This window comes from Cryobacterium aureum, assembly GCF_002954245.1.
Taxonomy (GTDB): Bacteria; Actinomycetota; Actinomycetes; order Actinomycetales; family Microbacteriaceae; genus Cryobacterium; species Cryobacterium aureum.
Window position 1 is genome coordinate 54,164 of sequence record NZ_PPTG01000009.1, and the last position, 21,494, is coordinate 75,657.

Below are 21,494 nucleotides of genomic sequence, written 5' to 3' on the forward strand. Positions count from 1 at the left end.
CAACCGATCTGTGCACAGCCCGGCCAGGGGTGGCCCTGTGGAGAAGGCCCCGACCGATCCCTCACGGGATCGGTCGGGGCCTTCTCCTGCGCTACGGGCGCGTGACGAACGAGACCAGCTTCGGCACCCGCACGATCACCTTGACGATCTCGCGATCACCGATCGAGCGGATGACCGCGGCGGCGTCCCTCGCCATCTTCTCGAGGTCTTCGCTAGAGATTTTCGGCGAGACTTCGAGCAGGGTGCGCATCTTGCCGTCCACCTGTACGACCGCCGTCACCGATTCCTGCACGAGCAGGGTCTGCTCGGCCTTGCGCCACGGCACGAGGGCGATGCACGGCTCGTAGCCGAGGTGCGCCCACATGTCCTCAGCGGCGTAGGGCGCGAACAGGTTCAGTGCCATGGCGGTGGCCTCGGCGGCTTCGCGCACGGCGGCATCCGCCGGGCCGGCCCCGGTATCGATGACCTTGCGGGTGGCGTTGACCAGTTCCATCAGGCGAGCGACGACCACGTTGAACTTGAACGATTCGACCAGGCCGGGCGCATCGGAGAGGAAGCGGTGGGTGACGCGGCGCAGGGCGAGGTCGCCGGTCTTCCACTCCACGTCGGGGGCGCTGGTTACGTCGCGGGCGACGCGCCAGGCGCGGGCGAGGAACTTGGCCGAGCCGACCGGGGACACGTCAGCCCAGTCAATGTCGTCTTCGGGCGGGCCGGCGAAGGCCATTGTGAGGCGTACGGCATCGACGCCATGGCGTTCGATTTCCTCGGTGAAGTAGACCAGGTTGCCGCGGCTCTTGCTCATCTTGGCACCGTCGAGAATGACCATTCCCTGGTTGAGCAGCGCGGTGAAGGGCTCGGTGAAGCTCACATAGCCCTCATCGAACAGAAACTTCGTGATGAAGCGCGCGTAGAGCAGGTGCAGGATGGCGTGCTCGACACCGCCGACGTACTGGTCGACTGGCGCCCACTTCTCGGCCTCCTTCGGGTCGAAGGCCTTGGTGTCGTCCTTCGGGTTCAAGAACCGCAGGAAGTACCAGGAGCTGTCGACGAAGGTGTCGAGGGTGTCGGCGTCGCGTCTCGCCGGAGTGCCGTCAATCGGGTTCGGTACGTTGACCCAGTCGGTCGCTCCGCCGAGCGGAGAGGTTCCCCTGGGCTTGAGGTCGAGGCCCTCTGCGGGCGGCAGCAACACCGGCAGCTGGTCTTCGGGTACCGGGATCTCGGTGCCGTCGGCGCCGTGGATGATCGGGATTGGAGCGCCCCAGTAACGCTGGCGGGAGACGAGCCAGTCGCGCAGGCGATAGTTCTTCGCGGAGCGGCCGAGTCCGTCGGCGGCCAGTTGCTCGATGATGCGCTTGATGGCAGTGATTTTGCTCAGACCATTGAGGGGGCCCGAATTAATCAGGCGGCCCTCGCCAGCCAGCGCGATGCCGGTGCTGAGCGGGTCGAGCTCAGGCAGCTCTTCTGTACCGTCGAGCATGCCCGGGGTGATCACCGGGATCATGCCGGTGGCTGGGGAGTTGGTATCGACGACGACCCGCACGGGCAGGTCGAAGGCGCGGGCGAAGTCGAGGTCGCGCTGGTCGTGGGCTGGCACGGCCATGATCGCGCCGGTGCCGTAGTCGGCGAGTACGTAGTCGGCGGCCCAGATGGGCAGGCGTTCGCCGTTGACCGGGTTGATCGCGTAGCGACCGATGAACACGCCGGTCTTGGGCCTATCGGTGGCCTGACGCTCGATCTCGGTGCTGCGTTGTACCTGCACGAGGTATTCCTGGAACGCCTCCTGCACCTCGGGCGTTGCCTCAGCGACGAGTTCAGCTGCGAGGTCAGAATCTGGCGCGACGACCATGAACGTCGCGCCGAACAGGGTGTCCGGACGGGTCGTGAACACGGTTATGCGCTCCGTGCGGTCCTCGACCTGGAAGTCGACATCCGCTCCGATGGAGCGCCCGATCCAGTTGCGCTGCATGTTGAGCACCTTGGCCGGCCAGGTACCCTCGAGCTGGTTGAGGTCGTCCAGCAAGCGGTCGGCGTAGTCGGTGATCTTAAAATACCACTGGGTGAGTTTCTTCTTGACCACGACGGCGCCGCTGCGGTCGCTTGTGCCGTCGGCCAATACCTGCTCGTTGGCGAGCACGGTCTGGTCGATCGGGTCCCAGTTGACCCAGCTGTCCTTACGGTAGGCGAGCCCCTTCTTGTACAGCTGCAGAAACAGCCACTGGGTCCATTTGTAATATTCGGGGTCGCTCGTGTGCAGTTCGCGGTCCCAGTCAAAACTGGTTGCGTAGAGCTTCATGCTCTTCTTCTGCTGAGCGATGTTGTCGTAGGTCCAGCCGCGCGGGTCGATGCCCCGCTTGATGGCGGCGTTTTCGGCTGGCAGCCCGAAGGAGTCCCAGCCGATCGGGTGCAGCACGTTGAAGCCCTGGTGGCGCCAGTAGCGGGCTACGACGTCGCCGAGCGCATACACCTCGGCGTGGCCCATGTGCAGGTCGCCCGAGGGGTAGGGGAACATGTCGAGCACGAATTTGCGCGGGCGGGTGTCACCCTCGCCGCTCGTCGTGAACGGGGCCAGCTCCTCCCAGATGGGTTGCCACTTCGCCTGGATCGCCGCGAAGTCGTACACTTCTTCGTCGCTCTCATCGCGCGCGTCAATGCGTACGCTTTCGTGCTCGTGTGCCACGTGACTCTCATTCATTGCAGGGGTTGAACATGATCGATGCGGGAGCATTCGCTCGGGCGCACGCGCGACAAAGCGCACGTGTACAAGGTCTAGATTACTCGGGCCAGGCGACGCCGAGGCTCGCGAGCAGCGCGGCCGCCTTGATTCGAGTTTCTTCGATCTCGTCAGCGGCGTTGGAGAGGGCGGTGATTCCGCCGCCCGTGCCGATGCCGGCACCACGCGAATCGAGCACGATACTGCGGATAACGATGGCCAGGTCGGCGACGCCGCCGTGCCCGATGTAGCCGAATGCCCCGGAATAGACGCCCCGAGGCCCTGTCTCCAGCGAGTCCAGAATGGTCATCGCGCTCCGCTTCGGTGCGCCCGTCATGGAGCCGGCCGGAAAACACGCTTCGATGGCGTCGATCACCGTGACGCCCGGTGCCAGAAGCGCTTCGATGGTACTGACCAGCTGGTGCACGTGCGGGTAGCTCTCCACCGCGAGCAGGCTGGACACCGCCACGGTGCCGAGCTCGGCGATGCGTCCGAGGTCGTTTCGCATGAGATCGACGATCATCAGGTTTTCAGCGCGTTCCTTGTCGCTGCTGGCCAGTTCGACTTTGAGGCGCTCGTCTTCGGCGGGCTTGTTCGAGCGTGGACTGGTGCCCTTGATCGGCTTGGTACGCACGCGTCGATCGCGCCCCACGTGCAGAAACTGCTCCGGGCTCGCACTGAGCAGCGCCACGTCACCAAAGCGCAGCATGCCACCATGGTGGCTGGGGCTGCCGGCGCGCAACACGCCGTAGGTGTCGATTGGGTGCCACTGGCCCGGCACCCGAATCTCATTGGTCAGGCACAACTGATAGGCGTCGCCGTCGTGGATGGCCGCCAAACATGTCTCGATCAGCGCGGCGTACTCGGTTTCGTCGTGCCGCCAGCGCGGTGAAGCGGATGCCCGCGGCGCGGCCGCGCGGGCCGGTACCCGCGGGGCCGCTGCCAGTGCGGCGGTGGTCTGGTCGAACCACTCGGTCACGACCGCGCTCGAATCGGACGCGCCCCTGCCCGTGCCCGTGCTCGTGCTCGTGCTCGTGCTCGTGCTCGTGCTCGTGCTCGTGCTCGCCACGAGCGTCACGGTACGCACGTCGTGGTCGAACCGGATCAGCCGGTCGATCTCCAGCAGGGCGGCATCCGGGTAGCGCGATTCGTGCATGGGCGTACCGACGGTGTGCGCGCCGAGTTCGTAGCCGAGCCAGCCGACCCAGCCCAGATCGAACCCGTCGGGTGGAGCAGCACTGGCTCTCGACGAGGTCTCGGCACCGGCCAGGTCGCGGCGTAGGAACTCGAAAACGGTCTCCTGGGTGACGACCGGCGGCGTAGCATCCGCTGGGACAATGGAGGTGACTGTTCCCTCGGTCACCGACGCGGTGACGAATCGGGAGCGGGGCGAGGCTGCGCCGAGGTAGCTGACGCCGGTGCGCGCGCCAGGGCCGGCATCGAGCCAGAAGGCGTGGGGGGCGTCGGAGTAGAGGGCCGCGAATGCCGTGGCGGGGTCCGTCCAGCCAGTCAGGAGTTTGCTCTGCACGGTGCCGGTCACCAGAACAGCCTAGCTTTGCGCGGCGCCCACGCCCGGCGGCGGCCAGGGCGACTTGTTGAATCGCGCCGAGCACGTAGGCTGGCGAAATGAACGACATCCTCACGTGGATCCTCGACACCGTCTCCGGCGTCGACCCGGTCATTCGAACGCTTCTGGCCTTTTTGGGCATGCTGCTGGAGACCTCGGTGCTGGTCGGGCTCGTGGTACCCGGCGACACCATCGTGATTGTCGCGAGTACGGCGGTGGCCGGCCCGGTCGAGTTCGTGACTCTCGTGCTCGCCATCATCGTCGGTGCCCTGGCCGGGGAGAGCATCGGCTTTGCCCTCGGACATCACTTCGGACCGTTCATCCGCGCGAGCCGACTCGGCCGACGCATCGGAGAACGCAACTGGATTCGCGCCGAGAATTACCTCGACCGGCGCGGCGGTGTCGCCGTGTTCATCTCCCGATTTCTGCCGGTGCTCCACTCACTCATTCCGGTCACGGTCGGCATGAGCCACATGCGGTATCGCACCTTCATGGCCTGGACCGTTCCGGCCTGCATCATCTGGTCGGTCGCTTACGTTAGCGTCGGGGCGGCAGCGGCCGGTGGCTACCGCGAGCTCAGCGACCAACTTCACTCCGCCGGTTATCTGTTCGTCGGCGTGATCGCCCTGTTCGTGCTCGCGGTGTTCCTGATCAAGAAGTGGCTGCACCGCCGCGAACTTCGTCATATGGACTGAAAGTCACCTGCGCGCCGACAGAGTCACCCGTAGGGTTACGAGCTCGTCCGGCACGGGGGTGTGCGAGATGAGCAGCACGGCGCGGTGCGCGTCGGCGGCGGCCGTCAGGATGTCGCGCACGAGGGCATCCGCCCCGGCACTGTCCACGTTGGCGGTGGGTTCGTCGACGATGAGCACCGGAAAATCGGCGAGCAGGGCCCGCGCCAGGGCAATGCGCTGGGCCTGGCCGCCGGAGACGAGCACGCCGCGCTCGCCCACTCGGGCGTCGAGGCCGCCGCGCTTTGCCGCCCACTCGGCCAGCCCGACGCGGGCCAGCACGGCCTCGAGGTCGGCATCGGTGGCAGTGTCGCGGGCGAACAGTAAATTCTGGCGGATGCTGTCGTCAAATAACCAGGGGCGCTGCTCGCACAGTCCGACCACTCGTCGTACCTCGGTCTGAGCGAGCAACCGTGCCTCGACCCCGTTCAGCCGGTAGGAACCGGTGTAGTCGAGAAAGCGCACGAGGGTCTGGGCGAGGGTGGTCTTGCCTGCGCCGCTCGGTCCGGCAAGGTGCACGCAGTCCCCCGGCGCGAGTCGCAGGGTTACGCCGGCCACAGCGGGTTCGACCTGGTCGGGCCACCGCGCGCCGAGGTCGGTCAGTTCCAGCACGACCGGACCGACAGCGTGGTCGGGAGAAAAGAGCTCCTGCGGCTTCACGCCGTCGACGGGAATTTCGGCGGGCACCGCCTGCGGAACGACGTCGGCGACGCGCCGCGCACTGACCCGTACCTGACGCCAGGCCCCGATCGCGAGCGGAATCATGCCGAATACCTCAAACACGGCCATCGGCACGAGCACGGCGACCACGAGCGTTGGTACGAGAAGTTCCGGGCTGAGCAGCCCGCCGCCGCTCTCGAGGGCTGGGATGCCGAAGTAGAGCGCGCTGAGCGTTGCCACACCGGCGCACAGGGCCACGACTGCGGACTGCACGCCCACCCCGACCGACCGGCGCAGGGCGGCCAGCCGCAGGCGCTCATCGGTGCGCGCGAGGTGCGCCAGACGCGGGGTGAGGGCGTCGAACGCGGTGAGCACGTCGAGGTTCAAAACGATTTCGAGCACTTCATCGGCGAGGGCACCACGGAGCGGGGCGAGCTCGCGGTCGGCCCGGGCGGTCAGGCTGCCGGAGAAGACGGTTCCGAGCAGTCCGGCCAGCAGCAGGCAGACGAGCAGGGTGAGGCCGGCCATCGGCACGATCAGCCAGATGCCGATCACGCTGAGTCCCGCGGTCACGCCCGCCACCAGCAGGGGCTGCACGACCCGCAGCGGGAGGTCCTGCAGGTCGTCGACGTCACGTACCAGGCGGGTGAGCAGGTCGCCGCGACCGGTGCTCGCAAGGCCAGCCGGTGCCACCGGAACGATGCGGCGAAAGATGCCCAGCCGCAGTTCGGCCAGCTGCCGGAACGCGGCATCGTGGCTGGTCAGCCGCTCCAGGTAACGCAGCACGGAGCGAAAGATGGCGAAGGCGCGCACCCCGACGATGGCCATGCCCAAAATCGCGAGGGACGGCATTTCAGCCGCGGCGGTGATCAGCCAGGCCGAGCAGGCCAGCAGTGCCACGGCCATGACGGCGCTCCCGATTCCGGCCAGCAGCCCAGGGGCAAACCAGCGCGGACGCGGCTGGGCGAGGCGCAAAACGTTGCGGCTAGCCGAGGTGACGTCAGACATGGATCAGCTCCTGCAGGTCGAGCACGTGGTCTGCGGCAGCAATGACGGCCGGCCGGTGACTGACGACGATCACGACGCGTCCCTGGTCGGCCAGGTGGCGGAGGCCGGCTAGCAGACCGGCCTCAGCTTCGGAGTCGAGCGCTGAGCTCGGTTCGTCCAGGATCAGCACGTGGCAATCGGTCGCGATCGCACGGTAAATGGCGCGAGCCGCGGCGACGCGTTGCGCCTGGCCGCCGGAGAGACCGTCACCGTTCACACCGAGAACGGTGACGGGTGCCACGTCGGCGGCTCCCGCCCAGTCGAGGGCCTGCATGATCGTCGCTGGTTGCGCGGATGCCGCTCCCAGCGCCACATTCTCGGCCACCGTTCCGCGGACCAGTCCCGGTTGCTGGCCGGCCCAGGCCAGCCAGGGTCGGCTCGCGCCGGGCGCGACGGCCACGCCGCCGAGCGTGAGGGCACCGACATAGGGAACGAAACCGAGCAGGGCGGCGACGAGGGTCGATTTGCCGACTCCGCTGACTCCGCGCAACACGCTCAGCTCGCCGGGAGAAAATTCCGCGTGCAGCTGGTCGATCACCACAGTGTCGCCGCGCCGCACGGTGAAACCCGCTAACCGAAGGGAGCCGGCTGCGGAGCCGAGTTGATCCGCGACGGGTGCTCCGAGATTAGCGCCAGCCGCGGCATCCGCTGTCGAAACAGCCGGGACCGTCGCGATGGAGTCGTCGTCGAGAATGGCGAACAGCTCTTCGGCGGCGGCGAGCCCGTCGGCGGCGGCGTGAAATTGGGCGCCCACCTGACGCAGCGGCAGGAACGCCTCAGGGGCGAGCAGCAGCACGAACAGGCCGACGCCGAGCAGCAGGGCTCCATCGATGAGCCGCAGGCCGATCGACACCGCGATGAGGGCGACCGAGAGGCTGGCGGCGAGTTCGAGCACGAAGCCACTGAGGAACGAGACGCGCAGTACCGTCATGGTGCGGGTGCGATATTCCTCGGTGATCGACCTGATTCGGTCGAACTGGCGTCGCTCCCGACCGTAGATCTTGAGGGTGCCGAGGCCACCGACCACGTCGAGAAATCCGGTGGAGAGGCGCTGCAGCGCCTGCCACTGTTCCTGCTGCACCGACTGGGTGACCTTGCCGATGAGAATCATGAAGATGGGAATCAGCGGAATCACAATGATGACCGTGAGGCCGCTCGCGAGGTCCTGCCAGGCAATGACCGCGATCAGAATGGGTGTAGCGATCATGGTCAGCAACAGTTGCGGCAGGTAGCGGGCGAAGTAGTTGTCGAGCGCGTCGAGACCGGTCGTGACGACGGTCGACAGGCGCGCGCTCTGCTGGGAGGCGACCCAGTCCGGACCGCGTTCGGCGAGCTTCACCATGACGCGGGCCCGCAGCTGGCTCTTCACCTGGGCGGCGCCGCGGTTGGCCGCAACTTCTAGCAGCCAGATGAGCACCGAGCGCAGCACAACGACCCCGGCGAGGGCGGCCAGGGTCGGCATGATCGTGCTGAGCGGCTCGCCCGCGACGGTGAGCGTGATCGCCCGGGTCAGCAACCAGGCGAACGCTATGACGACGAGGGTTTGCGCGAAGCCCAGCAGCGCGCCGATCAGAAGGAATCGGCGTGCTGCGTGGGCGTAACGAAGAAGACGAGGATCGAGGGGACGCACTGGCTCAGTCTGCCACAGGGTCTATCGACGGCGAGCTAGTGTGCGGCGACCTCAATCTGCGCCCGGCCGATGCGCTTGCGGAACACCCAGTAGGTCCAGCCCTGATAGAGCAGAATGACGGGCATCCCGATCAGTGCGGTCCAGCTCATCACGCCGAGCGTGTACGTCGACGAGGAGGCGTTCGCGATGGTCAGGCTGTTGGTCGCGTCGTTGCTGGCCGGCATGACGTCGGGAAACAGCGAGGCGAACAGGGTGAGTACGGCGAGACCGATGGTTGCGGCCATCAGGCCGAAGGCGAGCCGTTCGGCACCGTGCAGGTTAGCCAGGAAGGAGGCGATCAGCGCGACTGCGGCCAGGGCTGCGAAGACAGCGGATGCCACGGTGCCGTACGCAAAAGTCGTCCAGACCAGGAAGGTCGCCGCGACCACGATCGTCACGATGCCGGCCTTGGTGGCGAGCTTTCGCGCCCTGACCCGAATGTCGCCCTCGGTCTTGAGCGAGACGAAGACAACCCCGTGCACGAAGAACAGCAGCAGCGTGGTGACGCCGCCGAGCAGGGCGTAGGGGTTCAAGAGGTCAAAGAACGTGCCGATGTAGTCGTGGTTGGCGTCGAGCTTGACGCCGCGCACGACGTTGGCGAAGGCGACGCCCCAGAGCAGCGCCGGAACGGCCGAGCCGACGATGATCATGCCGTCGAACCACTTCTTCCAGGTGGACTCGGGGCGCTGGTGGCGGTACTCGAATGACACACCGCGCAGGATCAGTGCAACGAGAATGAGCAGCAGGGCCAGGTAGAAGCCGCTGAACATGGTCGCGTACCACTCGGGGAACGCTGCGAACAGCGAGGCGCCGGCGACGATGACCCAGGTTTCGTTGAGGTCCCAGACCGGACCGATGGTGTTGATGAGAACGCGGCGATCGGTGTCGTCCTTGCCGAGAAATGGCAGGGACATTCCGACCCCGAAGTCGAAGCCATCGAGCACGAAGTACCCGATGAACATGACAGCGATGATCCAGAACCAGAGAATGGTGAGATCCATTGTGTATTCCCGCTAACCGTTCTAGTAGACCGTGACAGATTGCTGGACGACGCCGGATTCGGCGCCCTGAGCCGGAGCATCGTCCGGGCCCTTCCGAACGGCCTTGAGGATGAGTTTGAACTCGACCACCGCGAGGATTCCGTAGAGCAGGGTGAAGACGATCAGTGAGATCAGAATCTCGATGCCGGTCACGCCGGGCGAGACGCCGTCTGCGGTGCGCATGAGTCCGAACACGAGCCAGGGCTGACGGCCCATTTCGGTGAACACCCAGCCGACGCTCATCGCGAGCAGCGAGAAGGGGAAGCTCCAAATCGCGACCTTCCACACCCAGGTGCGCTTCGGGCTACGCCCCTTGCGGGTCAGCCACAGGCCGACGACGGCGACGAGCATGTGCGCGAGACCGAGGCCGATCATCCAGCGGAACGCCCAGTAGGTGACCCAGATGGTCGGGGTGTAGTCGCCGGGGCCGTACAGGGTGACGTACTGCGACTGCAGGTTGTTGATGCCCTCGACCGTGCCGTCAAAGGTGTGGGTCGAGAGAAAGGAGAGCAGGTAGGGAATACGCACGGAGAACAGCTCGTGTACGCCGTCCGGCGTGCCGAGCGTGAAGACGGAGAAACTCGCATTGGCGCCCGTCGCCGTGTGATAGAGCGCCTCGGCCGCTGCCATTTTCATCGGCTGGGCGTCGACCATGACCAAGCCCAGCTGGTCACCCGCGAGGGTGGTGAGCACTCCGGCGATGACCATCATCCAGAGACCGAACTTAAGTGCGGGTCGCATCGTGTCGAGGTGCTGGTTGCGATAGAGGTGCCAGGCGGCCACCGAGATGATGAGTCCGCCAGACACCATGAAGCAGGCGAAGATCGTGTGCGGGAACGCGGCGAGAGCAATCGGGTTCGTGAGCAGTTCCCAGATGCTCGTGAGTTCGGCACGCCCCTTCTCCTCGTTGATGGTGTACGCGATCGGGTTTTGCATGAACGCATTCGCGGCAAGAATGAAATACGCCGACGTGATGGAGCCAACAACGGTCAGCCAAATCGTGGCCAGGTGAACTTTTTTGGGGAGCTTGTCCCAGCCGAAGATCCATAGCCCGATGAAGGTCGCCTCGAGAAAGAACGCGAGAATTCCCTCAAAGGCGAGCGGAGCGCCGAAGACGTCACCGACGAAACGCGAGTAGTCCGACCAGTTCATACCGAACTGAAATTCCTGAACGATTCCGGTCACCACGCCCATGGCGACATTGATCAGAAAGATCTTGCCGAAGAAGTGTGTCAGCTGCAGATATCGCGCCTTATCCGTACGCACCCACGCCGTCTGGAAGATCGCGACGGTGAGAGCCAGGCCAATGGTGAGTGGCACGAAAAGAAAGTGGTACATGGTGGTGAGACCGAACTGCCAACGTGCGAGGAGTAAAGGATCCAACCAGTCGTTCATATGCCCTCCAGCATTTTTGTTCCAAGCACGCACTTTTCTACGCCGTGTAGAAGATTACACTTCTACACTGTGTAGAAATTAGTTTTTCTACGATTCGTAGAAGTATGCATTTAGCGGCGTACTATGAAGAGCATGGGATCGCTGGGTGTACTCGAGAGACTGATGATGGACGTCCTGTGGGACTCTTCGACCCCGCTGACAGCCAATGAACTCAAGGACTCTCTAACTCGTCCAAATGTGTCGGGTACCCCCACGAAGCAGCTGGCGACGACGACCGTTTTGACCGTACTGTCCCGGCTCGAAACAAAGGGCTTCGTCGCTCGTGACCGCAGCGTTCGCCCGCACGGCTACACCGCTGTCATGACTCGCGCCGCACACACTGCTGGTCTGATGCACGAGGTGCTTGGCCAGGTCCCCGACCGCCAGGCGGCGCTGGCCCGGTTCATAGGCGATGTCACCCCACAGGAGGCCGAGACCCTGCGGCAGCTGCTCGGCGTCACGCCCAGGCACACCGCCTGACCTGCCTGCCGACTCACCAATTCCCGTGATTACCGCCGCCGCCCTGCTCGGCGCCATCGCCGTACTGCTCGCCTGGCCGGTACCGCTCGTGCTCGCCCGCTCGGCCTGGCCGGCGCGTTCTCCAGCTGTAGCACTCGTACTCTGGCAAGCTATTGCATTGTCCGGCGGCATGTCCATGATTGGATCGCTGCTCGTCTACGGCCTCGTTCCGTTCGGCGACGCACTGCCGCAGAGCATCGCCGCCCTGGGCGGCGATCTGCGAGCAGGCATCCTCCCCGCCGGCACGAGTTTCACCCATGTGCTCGCGCTCGGCGCGGCCATTCTGCTCGGCACGCACCTGCTGCTCAATCTGCTTGCGACCTTCGTGCGGGCCGAGCGGCAGCGCCGGCGTCACCACGCCCTCATCGCCCTCCTCAGCGACCCTCTGAACGGTCAGCCCGGAATGCGCGTCATCGACCATCCGGCACCGGTCGCGTACTGCCTGCCCGGGGCCGGGCATTCGGCGACGGTCCTCTCGAATGGCCTGCTCCGGCTACTCGACGCCGATCAGGTGCGTGCGGTGATCGCGCACGAGCAGGCGCACCTCGTGCAACAGCACCACCTGGTGCTGCTCGCGTTCAAGAGCTGGCACAGCGCCCTGCCCTGGTTTCCCATCGCCAACCGCGCCGAAAACGCGGTCGCCCTGCTGGTCGAGATGCTCGCCGACGATCATGCCCGCCGCATAGTTGACGACCACACCCTGGCCCGCGCGATCGCGCTCGTCGGCTTCACCCTAGCCGGCGCTATTCCCCCACCAGGCAGCGAAGCGGATGCTGCGGTCGCATCCCCTTCGCTGCCTGGCAGAGCGCGCTCTGGCAGAGCGCAACCGGCTGAGCCCGAGCATCCGGCGCACCAAGTCATGCCGAGAGTGGCGCGGCTGATGAATCCGACCGTGCCGCTGGGCTACGCGGCCACGACCGGAGCACTCACCGTGTCAGCGGTGCTCCTGGCCGGGCCGGCGCTCATTCTGTTCGCTGCCTAGAGCAGAAGCAACTAGACCAGCTTTTCCTTAGTCAGCCAGGCGGTCGCGATCTTGTCGGCCGACAGTTGGTCGTTGACGCTCTGCGAGTTCAACTGGACCAGCGTGTCCTCCGTGAGAGCCGCGCTGACCTTGTTGAGGATCGCTGCCGCAGTGTCATCGATCTTGTCGGAGACGACGGGCACGACGTTGGAGGGCAAGAACAGTGCGTCGGGGTCCTCCAGCACAACGAGGTTGCCCGATTCGAAGGCCGGACTCGCGGTGTAGATGTTGGCCAGCTGGATATCGCCGTCCTCGAGCGCCTTGACCGTGAGCGGGCCTCCACCATCCTCTACGGGCTTAAATCCAGCGGTCTCGATCCCGTACTTCTCCTTGAGGGCGGTCGGTCCGTAGGGGCGGGTTTCCAGTTCGGAGTTGCCACCGACGGTGATCGGCACGGTGACGTTGATGAGCGAGGCGATGTCGGTGAGGTTGTACTTGGTCGCGAAGTCGGCGGTGACCGTCCACGAGTTCTGGTCGGATGCTCCGGCCTGGTCGAGTACCCGGAGGTTGTCGGGCAGGGCGGCTTGGAGTTGCTCATAGGTCTCGTCGCTCGTGCCGCCGGCGGCGGTCTTGTCCAGCGCCTGCAGCAGGTCCCCAGTATATTCGGGGAAGACGTCGATCTTGCCGGCCTCGATGTCGGGCAGGTAAACCTCGCGCTGGCCGATCTGGAACTGTCGGTCAACGGTGAAACCGCCGGATTCCAAGGCTTGGGAGTAGATCTCCGCGATGATCTCGTTGGAGTAGTACGCCTGCGATCCGACCACGATGGTGGAGCTTCCGGCGCTACTCGATGGTTCCGCCAGGGGGTCCCCCGACGCACACCCTGCAAGGGCTACGACGGCCCCAACCGCGACCACGCCGATGAGCGTGAGTCGGCCTCTATTTGCTGTGAACATGACTGTTTCCTTCCTTGATGGTGGGTTCCATCACCGGGCGGGATCGGGATGACCCGTCACGGATATCTGTGGGGAGCCCCGCTGTGACGCCGCGGGGCACGACCAATTTTTGCACGAGAGCGAAGACGCCCTCCGACACGATGGCGAGCAGGATCACCAGGATCGATCCGCCGAGCATCTCGCCGTAGTCGCGGATTCGCAAGCCCTCGAAGAGGTAACGGCCCAGGCCGAAATCGGCGATGTAGGCGGCCAGGGTCGCCGTCGCCACCACCTGCAGGGTCGCCGAGCGAAAGCCGCCGATGAGCAGGGGCAGCCCGAGCGGCAGCTCGACCTTCTGAACGATCTGGGCCTCTGACATGCCCACCGCTCGCGCAGCATCGATAATCTTGCGATCGATGGCCTCAAACCCGGTATAGGCACCGGCGAGGATGGGCGGAATGGCGAGCACGGTCAGCGCCACGTAGGGAGCGTTGAGCCCGATTCCCACCCACAGGCCGACCAGGGTGAGCAAGCCGAGGGTGGGTATGGCCCGGAAGGCGCCCGAGAGTGCAACGGCCAGCCCGCGGCCGCGACCGGTATGACCAATCAGAAAGCCGATCGGTACGGCAATCAGCGCGGCGACGAGCAGGGTCACGAGGGTGAATAGCAGGTGCTGGGCGAGGCGGGTAGGTATCCCTCCGGCGCCAACCCAGTTCGCGGGATCGACCAGCCAGGCCAGGGTTTCGGTCAGGAAGCTCATGTGGAGACCTCCCGCGCGACGGCACCTGGTCGGGAAGCTCCGCCGACCGCGCTGCGCCGTGTCCACGGCATCAGCACCCGTCCAATCAGAACGAGTATTGCGTCGAGGGCCAGAGCAAGCAGCACGGTAGCAAGGGTACCCGCGATGATCTCCGCCTGGATTCCCCGTTGAAACCCGTCGGTGAACAGGCTGCCGAGGCTCGGAGCGCCGATCACCGCGCCGACCGTGGCCAGGCTCACCGTGCTGACCGCTACGACGCGCAAACCGGCCAGCAGCACGGGCCCGGCCAGTGGCAGCTCAACCTGCCAAAATGACGTCCAGCCGGAAAATCCAACGGCGGTCGCGGACTGCTGCACGTCGCGGTCGACAGAACCGAGACCATCCGCTACTACGCGCACCATCAGCGCCACCCCGTAGAGCGTCAGCGCGATGATCAGGTTCAGCGGCGAACGGATGCTGGTACCCACGATAAAGGGCAGCACGATGAACAACGGCAACGACGGAATCGCGTAGAGCAATCCGACCGTGGTCAGAATGACCGCGCGGCTCGCCCGATACCGGTGTGCCAGCCACCCGAACGGCAGGGCGATGATGAAACTCAGGATGATCGAAGGCACGCTAAGAATGAGGTGATCGAACGTGCGATCCCAAATGAGGTCCAGATTCGACCAGACCCAGGTCACTGCGAGTCCCCACCCTGCGCCGAAGCACCCGGTGCGCGAAGACCGGCCTTTGACTTTTCGCTGGCCGACACGGTGCCGGCCGACACTGCGCCGGCCGCCGGGGATGCGGCCGTCGAGCGTTCGCCCACGAGAACACCGGCGAGACGCCCGGTTTCGTCGACCACGACGTCGCCATCCCCATAGTTCTCGACGTGCAGAGCTCGCTTGCCGCGATCGGCGCCGACAAACGTTGCCACGAACTCGTCAATTGGATTGGCCAGAATGTCGGCGGGCGACCCGACCTGGGCCACCTTGCCGCCGGTGCGCAGGATGACCACACGATCGCCAAGCAGAAAGGCTTCGTCAATATCGTGAGTGACGAAGACCACGGTCTTGCCGAGTTCCTGCTGCAGCCGCAGCAGCTCCTGCTGAAGTTCGGCGCGCACGATCGGGTCCACCGCACCGAACGGCTCGTCCATCAGCAGAATATTGGGATTGACAGCGAGCCCTCGGGCCACGCCGACGCGTTGCTGCTGACCACCGGAGAGCTGGCTGGGATACCGGTTGGCGAGCGAACGGTCCAGTCCTACCGTATCGAGCAGTTGCAGTGCTTCATCTCGGGCCTTCTTCTTGGGCATTCCGCGCAGCATGGGCACCGTGGCCACGTTGTCGATCACCCTGCGGTGGGGTAGCAGCCCTGAATTCTGCATGACGTAGCCGATCCCGCGCCGCAGTTTGACCGGCTCGAGGGTAGCGATATCGGCTCCGTCGATCTCGATGGACCCGCTGGTCGGATCAACCATACGGTTGATCATTCGCAGCAGGGTCGTTTTTCCCGACCCCGACGTTCCAACGAAAACGGTGGTCTTGTGCGAGGGCAGAATGAGGCTGAAATCGTCGACGGCGAGGGTGCCGTCGGGGAACCGTTTGGTCACCGAGTGGAATTCAATCATCCTGGTGGCTCGCTCCTCGCATCATCGGGTCAACACAAAGCAGATGCTAACCCAATCACTATTCGCGGCGACAGGCAAAACAGATTGCGCAGAAAGATTTATCCAACAGCGAACACGCGAAGCCCCCAAACCCAAAAAAGCCGGGCGACCCCGTGGGTCGCCCGGCTCGTGACGCCCTTTAGGACGCGGTTGCCAGCAGGTTCAGCGCTTGCGGGCTATAGAAACGATCGAGGTAGTCACGCAGCACCAGGCGGCACTCGGCGATGAAACGCTCGTCACCGAGCGGATCGGTGTGGAAGGCGCGGGCGAGCAGCGCGTCGGCCATCTCGACGGCGACTTCGAGTCGAAAGATCAGGTCATCGCCGGCCGGCAGATCGAACTCGTTGACGAGCACGTCAGCGAGGCGGCGGGCGAAGAAATCGGCATCCGCTACGGCGTCGACGGCGGGAGCGCCATCGCGGTCGTCGAAGTTCACGATGCGAAAGCCAGGCTCGGATCGGTAGAGGCCAACAAAGGCCGTCACGACGCAATCCACGGCGTCCCACCAGGAGGTGAGGGTGCTGGCTCCGAGCTCGTCGACGACCCGCTGCCGAAAACGCACAACGGCGCGCTCGTGCAGGGCGTGCAAAACGGCCACCCGGTCTGGATAGTAGCGATACACCGTGCCAATAGAGGCACCAGCCCGTTCGGCGATCATCGCGGTCGTGATGCGGTCGAAACCGACCTCGTCCACAACGGCGGCGGCCGCATCGAGCAAACCGGACAGACGTGCAGCGCTGCGCTGCTGAATCGGCTCGGTGCGCACTTGCTGAAGTGCTGCACCGGTCTCTTCACCCAATAGGCCACCAAGCGACATTTATCCCCCTTGAAGATAAGTCACCATCCTACGGGGTAAAACCCTTTTTACACAGGCTTGATCGGGGGATGCACAGCGAACATGGCAGAATGAAGGAGTGCCAGAGTCCCCAGACGCCACGCCACGTGCGCCAAGTCCCGAGCGAATCATGCACCGTGCGGCCCGGATCGAAGACTGGCTGCACGACCGTCGTGAGCGTTCCGCCCGTCGCCGCGGCTATCTACCCACTGTCATTCCTTACACCGGTTATGGCTCGACCGCCTGGGTACGCATCCTCTGCCGAGTACTTCTGGCCAAGCCCGACAAGCCCGACAAGCGTGCGAAACGCCCCCGAGCGGATGGCCTTGACGCCGGCATTCGAGGCTGGCGCAGCTTCACGAGCGTGCCCGTGAACGACGTGACCGTCATGATTGAAATCGACGGGCAGACGCATTGCGTGCAGGCCGATCGCGGCGGGGTCGTCGACACCGTGGTTCCGGTGTCGCTGCCCGCGGGCTGGCACGTTGCCCGACTACACACCGAATCCTCGGTCGTCGTCGAAGCCCCGATCTTCATCGTGGCGCCCACGGTCGGTGTCGGCGTCGTCTCCGACGTCGACGACACCGTGATGGTCACCACGCTCCCCCGCCCGCTGCTGGCCGCCTGGAACACGTTTGTGCTCGACGAGCACGCGCGGGTCCCAACCCCGGGTATGGCCGTGTTCCTGGAGCGCCTGGCCTCTTTCACCCCCGGCGCCCCGGTCATCTATCTGTCGACCGGTGCCTGGAACGTAGCCCCCACCCTGTCGCGTTTTCTGTCCCGCAACCTGTACCCGGCCGGGGCACTGCTGCTGACCGACTGGGGACCAACGCACGACCGCTGGTTCCGCAGCGGTAGTGCCCACAAACGAGACAACCTGCGCCGGCTCGCCGAGCAGTTTCCCGCGATGCGCTGGATTCTGATCGGCGACGACGGCCAGCACGATGAAGCCATCTACAGCGACTTTCAGCGCGACTATCCGGGCAGCGTCGCGGCCGTGGCCATCCGCCAGTTGTCCCCGAGCGAAGCGGTGCTCGCCGGCGGGCGCTCCCGCGATGCCGTGCTGATCGAGGGCGGCCCCGAGGCGCCCTGGGTTTACGGCCCGGACGGCTCGAGCCTGGCCAATCAGCTCGCCGAGCACGGTCTGCTCTAGCCTCGCTGTAGCCCGACCGGCACCGCGCCGGGAAACGTCAGCTCGCGGCGCTCTGCTCCATGCTCATGCGGCGCAGCACGAGGTTCTCGACCACTTGCGCGAGGCCGTAGAGGACCAGGGAGACGATCGTGATCACCACGACGGATGCCCACACCTCGGAGTTCGCCACCTTGGCCACGGCGGCGACGATCGAGTTGCCGAGCCCCTGACCGGTCGTGAGCCATTCCGCCAGCAGCGCGCCCGTGATGGCCCCAGGCACCGAGATCTTCACCGCAGCGAAGAAGGACGGCAATGAACTCGGTAACGCCACCTTGCGCAGGGTCGTGAAAGCGCTGCCGCCGTACACGGTAATCACATCGCTGATCTGAGGCGAGGTTGACCGCAGCCCGAAGGCGATATTCACGAGCGCCGGAAACAACACGACGATGGCGCCCATTACCACGGCCGTCGTGAGACCGCGCCCGGTGATCAGGCTGATGATCGGTACGAGGGCCACGAGCGGCACCGAGCGCAGTAGCAGGGCGATGGGCATGAGGGCGTGCTCGATCCCGCGCGAAAGCGTGAACAGAACGGCGAGAAGCAGGGCGCACGTGAGACCGGCCACAAATCCAAGGAAAGCGTCACTGAGGGTTACCACGAGGTTGCCGAGGATGTGGGCCCGATTGTCGGCGGCTTCGGGTACGGTTACCAGCCAGGTCCATACGTCGAAGGGCCCCTTGGCCAGGAACGGCGAAATGTTTAGCAGCAGGAGCAGCCCCTGCCAGGCGAGCAGAACCAGAACCAGCGTGATGAGTCCGGTCAGCAGACCGCGCGACACCGTCGTGAGCGCTACCCGGGCAAAGCTCATTGGCTGCTCCGTCCGGTCGTCCACGGCGTCGCAAAACGCAGGATGACTGCGAAGATTGCGTACCCGAGACCCGCAGTGACCCCGGCGACGAGCGCGAGGCTCCAGACCCGGTCGACATTGGCCGTTGATCCGGCCACGAGCATGGCGATACCCAGCCCCCGACTGACCCCGCCGAGATACTCCCCCAGAATGGCTCCGATGAACGCGGCCGGGGCCGCAATCTGCAGCGCGGTCAGGACACTGGGGAGTCCGGCGATCAGACGCACCTTTCGGAGCTGCGTGAAGTTGCTGCCGCCGTAGACCGTGATGAGGTCGAGGCTAGCGGCATCCGCTGCCTTGAGGCCGACGAGTGAACCAATGACCGTCGTGAAGAACACCGACATGGCGGCGAGAAAGACCGCCGTTCCGGCCGGGTCGCCCGCGCCGGGCGCTCCGATCACGATGTACGCGATCGGCCCGATGGCGACGATTGGAATGCAGTAGGTGATCACGGCTACCTGCATTGCGATCTTCTCGATGCGCGGCAGCAGCAGCACGAGCGCCGCGAGGGCCAGGGCGAGCCCGTTGCCCCAGGCGAAGCCGATGAGCGCTTCGAGCACGGTGACGCTGACGTGCGGCAGATAGAACGCCGGGCCGTCGTTGACGAGCTGCACCACCACATCCAGCGGGGTCGGCACCGCACCATCGGGCATGGAGCCGACCTCGGCGAGCACCGTGTCGGCTCCGATCCACCACAGGGCCAGGACGATCGCGGCCCCGATCAGGCCGGTCGCCCAGGCGGGCAAGGCGCGTCGTGGACCGCGGATCACCGGTCGTCGCCCGCCACGGCCGCATCGCTAAACAGCAGGTCGGAGGCGCGGTCGTGCAGTGCGTGGAACTCGGGCGAACGCATCATCTCGGGCAGCCGGGGGCGTGGAAGGTCAACATCGATAACTTCCTTGACCCGACCAGGGCGGGAACTCATGACCGCGACGTGGTCGGAGAGGAAGATGGCCTCGGCGATGCCGTGGGTGACCATGAGCGTCGTGGCGGGCTTCTGCGTCCAGATGCGCAGTAGCTCCAGGTTGAGCCGTTGCCTGGTCATGTCGTCGAGGGCCCCGAAGGGTTCGTCAAGCAGCAGTACCGAGGGCTTGAGCACGAGCGACCTTGCGATCGACACGCGCTGTTTCATGCCGCCGGAGAGCTGCGCCGGTTTGGCTTTCTCGAAGCCCTGCAGGCCGACCAGGGCGATCAGTTCATCGATGTAGGCGTCGTCGACGGGAATGCGGGCGACCTCGAACGGAAGCCGAATGTTCGAGCGCACGCTGCGCCAGGGCAGAAGTGCGGAATCTTGGAAGGCAATGCCGAGCTGGTGCCCCTGCCGAAGTTGCTGCGGGGTCTTGCCGTCGACCCTGGCCGTGCCGCTCGTGGGCTGTTCCAGGCCGGCCAGGATGCGCAGGATGGTCGATTTACCGCAGCCGGAGGGCCCGAGCAGTGAGAGAAAACTGCCCTTGTCGGTGTGCAGGTTGGCGTTGTCCAGGGCGACGACTTCTTTACGCCCGACAGCGAAAACCTTGTGCAACTCGGAGATGTGCAGGCCGGTGCCGGCAGCATCGCCACCGACAACCGTATTCGTCACCGAGTTACGAACTCCGGCATCAGTACTACTCACGTGGTTCGCTCCTTAGCGATGGCAGAGCCGGGTGATTCCTCGGGGTCCGATAACTATTTTACGTTCCGCGTGGGCATCCGCTTTCTCGTGTCGGCGGATGCCCATTGCTGCTAGTCGCTGTAGGCGAGCAGGCCGGGGTTCTCGGCGTAAACCTCGTCAAGCAGGCTCAGGTCGAACAACTGGCTGGCCGTGATCGTCAGGCCGGTCGCCGCGAGGGTGTCGATGCTCTGCTGTTGCAACGCGTCGCTGATCGTGAACAGACCGTTGGCGAGGGTTTCGGCGCTCACGACAAGGTCAAGGGACTGAATTTCGGCCTGCCGGGTTTCCTTCTCAATCGTGAGATCGAAGGTCGGCCCGTAGGTATCGACCGTGAGTTTTGCAGCGGCCTCCGGGTCGTTGATCGCGTCGGTCCAGCCGCGAATCTCCGCCACGAGCAGGGCCTTGAGCTTCTCGCGGTCGTTCTCGATCGCGTCGTCGGTGACCGTCAGGGTCTCGGCCACGAAGGGCAGGCCGAAGTCAGCCAGCGGCAGGTTGACGGGGTCGAGTCCGAGCAGCTCGGCGTCGATGGATTCGTTGGTGAGGTAGGAGAACCAGCCGTCGACCTCACCGTTGAACATCGGGGTCGGGTCGTACTGCACCGGAAGGGTGGTCAGCGAGTCCTCGTCGATATCGTTGATCTCGAGGAAGGCCTCCCAGAGGCTCAGGTTGCTGGCCTGCACGCCGATGGTCTTGCCCTTCAAATCGTCGAGAGTGGCGATGTTGCCCTTGTCGGCGAGAGAAAGAATGGTGAAGGGGTTCTTCTGGTAGGTGGCGCCGATGATCTTCAGCGGCGCGCCCTCGTTGGCGATGATGGTTCCGGTCGAGATCGCGTTGCCGATGCCCATGTCGGCGTTGCCGGAGATGACGGCGGCTTCGATAGAGGCAGGGCCCTCGATCATGTCGACCTGGTCGAACCCGGCGTCGGTGAAGTAGCCGTTCTCGTCGGCGAGGTACTCACCCATGAATTCGGCGTTCTTGATCCAGCTGAACTGAATACTCGCGTCGCCGAACGATGCCGCCGCGCCGTCCGTGCCGGCCACTTCCGCGTCGTTGCCCGCGCACGCGGCCAGGGAGAGCGCTAACACGGCAGCCACCGCAGCGCCGCGCACCACCCGGGGGGCCGATCGATGACTAAATAATCCTCTGGATGGTGTCATTGCGGGATTCCTCTCGAGGGTGCAAGGGCGCTGTGGGGATACAGCTGCTGTGGTTACTGAAACGCGGGTTGCGAATGCTTGCGGGGCGCGCAAATAGCCCGGAAGTGGAGTGTACGGGTGTCATA

At 65.1% G+C, this 21,494-nt stretch carries 19 protein-coding genes; 4 read left to right on the top strand and 15 right to left on the bottom strand.

The features are described 5' to 3' along the window. Positions 1-91 precede the first annotated feature (91 nt). Both leuS and CJ028_RS03250 read right to left on the bottom strand, forming a co-directional pair. Positions 92-2,677 carry a leucine--tRNA ligase gene (gene leuS / locus CJ028_RS03245; RefSeq protein WP_439099022.1) on the bottom strand — a complete coding sequence of 862 codons (2,586 nt, stop codon included), beginning with the start codon at positions 2,675-2,677 and terminating at the stop codon, positions 92-94. Positions 2,678-2,771: 94 nt separating this feature from the next. Then, entirely contained in the window at positions 2,772-4,250 is a 1,479-nt protein-coding gene (locus CJ028_RS03250) for an anthranilate synthase component I family protein (RefSeq protein WP_105033852.1), read from the bottom strand. A gap of 86 nt (positions 4,251-4,336) precedes the next feature. Between CJ028_RS03250 and CJ028_RS03255 the strand changes: the two genes are divergently transcribed. Then, the gene (locus CJ028_RS03255) at positions 4,337-4,972 is read left to right on the top strand and encodes a DedA family protein (protein WP_105033853.1); all 636 of its coding nucleotides are present in this window, start codon (positions 4,337-4,339) and stop codon (positions 4,970-4,972) included. Positions 4,973-4,975: 3 nt separating this feature from the next. On the opposite strand, the gene cydC is transcribed toward CJ028_RS03255, so the two are convergent. Genes cydC through CJ028_RS03275 form a run of 4 tightly spaced genes read right to left on the bottom strand, consistent with a single transcriptional unit; the run spans position 4,976 to position 10,819 of the window. Next, on the bottom strand, positions 4,976-6,676 hold the full coding sequence (cydC, locus tag CJ028_RS03260; protein ID WP_105033854.1) for a thiol reductant ABC exporter subunit CydC: 1,701 nt from the start codon (positions 6,674-6,676) through the stop codon (positions 4,976-4,978). Next, on the bottom strand, positions 6,669-8,345 hold the full coding sequence (cydD, locus tag CJ028_RS03265; protein WP_105033855.1) for a thiol reductant ABC exporter subunit CydD: 1,677 nt from the start codon (positions 8,343-8,345) through the stop codon (positions 6,669-6,671). The genes cydC and cydD overlap by 8 nt, the downstream gene beginning before the upstream one ends. A gap of 35 nt (positions 8,346-8,380) precedes the next feature. After that, positions 8,381-9,385 carry a cytochrome d ubiquinol oxidase subunit II gene (cydB, locus tag CJ028_RS03270; RefSeq protein ID WP_105033856.1) on the bottom strand — a complete coding sequence of 335 codons (1,005 nt, stop codon included), beginning with the start codon at positions 9,383-9,385 and terminating at the stop codon, positions 8,381-8,383. 21 nt (positions 9,386-9,406) lie between these two features. Further along, the gene (locus CJ028_RS03275) at positions 9,407-10,819 is read right to left on the bottom strand and encodes a cytochrome ubiquinol oxidase subunit I (protein ID WP_105033857.1); all 1,413 of its coding nucleotides are present in this window, start codon (positions 10,817-10,819) and stop codon (positions 9,407-9,409) included. Between the two features lie 132 nt (positions 10,820-10,951). Here CJ028_RS03275 and CJ028_RS03280 point away from each other — a divergent pair, with 132 nt between their 5' ends. Both CJ028_RS03280 and CJ028_RS03285 read left to right on the top strand, forming a co-directional pair. Beyond that, complete coding sequence (locus CJ028_RS03280) at positions 10,952-11,338, top strand: BlaI/MecI/CopY family transcriptional regulator (protein WP_105034206.1); 387 nt, start codon at positions 10,952-10,954, stop codon at positions 11,336-11,338. Positions 11,339-11,363: 25 nt separating this feature from the next. After that, positions 11,364-12,359, top strand: coding sequence for a M56 family metallopeptidase (locus tag CJ028_RS03285; RefSeq protein WP_240607063.1), 996 nt, complete (start codon positions 11,364-11,366; stop codon positions 12,357-12,359). Between the two features lie 11 nt (positions 12,360-12,370). Here the strand turns inward: CJ028_RS03285 and CJ028_RS03290 are convergent, their stop codons facing one another. From CJ028_RS03290 to CJ028_RS03310, 5 genes are all read right to left on the bottom strand, one after another. After that, the gene (locus CJ028_RS03290; RefSeq protein ID WP_105033859.1) at positions 12,371-13,294 is read right to left on the bottom strand and encodes an ABC transporter substrate-binding protein; all 924 of its coding nucleotides are present in this window, start codon (positions 13,292-13,294) and stop codon (positions 12,371-12,373) included. Continuing rightward, complete coding sequence (locus CJ028_RS03295; protein ID WP_105033860.1) at positions 13,278-14,033, bottom strand: ABC transporter permease; 756 nt, start codon at positions 14,031-14,033, stop codon at positions 13,278-13,280. The genes CJ028_RS03290 and CJ028_RS03295 overlap by 17 nt, the downstream gene beginning before the upstream one ends. After that, on the bottom strand, positions 14,030-14,650 hold the full coding sequence (locus CJ028_RS03300; RefSeq protein WP_338064123.1) for an ABC transporter permease: 621 nt from the start codon (positions 14,648-14,650) through the stop codon (positions 14,030-14,032). The genes CJ028_RS03295 and CJ028_RS03300 overlap by 4 nt, the downstream gene beginning before the upstream one ends. Before the next feature lie 62 nt (positions 14,651-14,712). Further along, a complete protein-coding gene (locus tag CJ028_RS03305) occupies positions 14,713-15,648 on the bottom strand; it encodes an ABC transporter ATP-binding protein (RefSeq protein WP_105033862.1) in 936 nt (311 codons plus the stop codon). A 178-nt stretch (positions 15,649-15,826) separates the two neighbouring features. Then, positions 15,827-16,504 (bottom strand): TetR/AcrR family transcriptional regulator, encoded by a 678-nt coding sequence (locus CJ028_RS03310; RefSeq protein ID WP_105033863.1) that lies wholly within the window; start codon positions 16,502-16,504, stop codon positions 15,827-15,829. 148 nt (positions 16,505-16,652) lie between these two features. Here CJ028_RS03310 and CJ028_RS03315 point away from each other — a divergent pair, with 148 nt between their 5' ends. Continuing rightward, the gene (locus CJ028_RS03315; RefSeq protein ID WP_105033864.1) at positions 16,653-17,675 is read left to right on the top strand and encodes an App1 family protein phosphatidate phosphatase; all 1,023 of its coding nucleotides are present in this window, start codon (positions 16,653-16,655) and stop codon (positions 17,673-17,675) included. A 37-nt stretch (positions 17,676-17,712) separates the two neighbouring features. On the opposite strand, the gene CJ028_RS03320 is transcribed toward CJ028_RS03315, so the two are convergent. The 4 genes from CJ028_RS03320 to CJ028_RS03335 all read right to left on the bottom strand — a co-directional run bounded on the left by CJ028_RS03320 (position 17,713) and on the right by CJ028_RS03335 (position 21,369). Continuing rightward, complete coding sequence (locus CJ028_RS03320; RefSeq protein ID WP_105033865.1) at positions 17,713-18,522, bottom strand: ABC transporter permease; 810 nt, start codon at positions 18,520-18,522, stop codon at positions 17,713-17,715. Further along, positions 18,519-19,307: an ABC transporter permease gene (locus CJ028_RS03325; RefSeq protein WP_240607064.1), complete on the bottom strand. Its 789-nt coding sequence runs from the start codon at positions 19,305-19,307 to the stop codon at positions 18,519-18,521. Before CJ028_RS03325 ends, CJ028_RS03320 begins: the two co-directional genes overlap by 4 nt. Positions 19,308-19,327: 20 nt before the next feature. After that, entirely contained in the window at positions 19,328-20,173 is an 846-nt protein-coding gene (locus tag CJ028_RS03330) for an ABC transporter ATP-binding protein (RefSeq protein ID WP_439099023.1), read from the bottom strand. A 110-nt stretch (positions 20,174-20,283) separates the two neighbouring features. Continuing rightward, positions 20,284-21,369, bottom strand: coding sequence for an ABC transporter substrate-binding protein (locus CJ028_RS03335; RefSeq protein ID WP_105033867.1), 1,086 nt, complete (start codon positions 21,367-21,369; stop codon positions 20,284-20,286). Positions 21,370-21,494 lie beyond the last annotated feature (125 nt).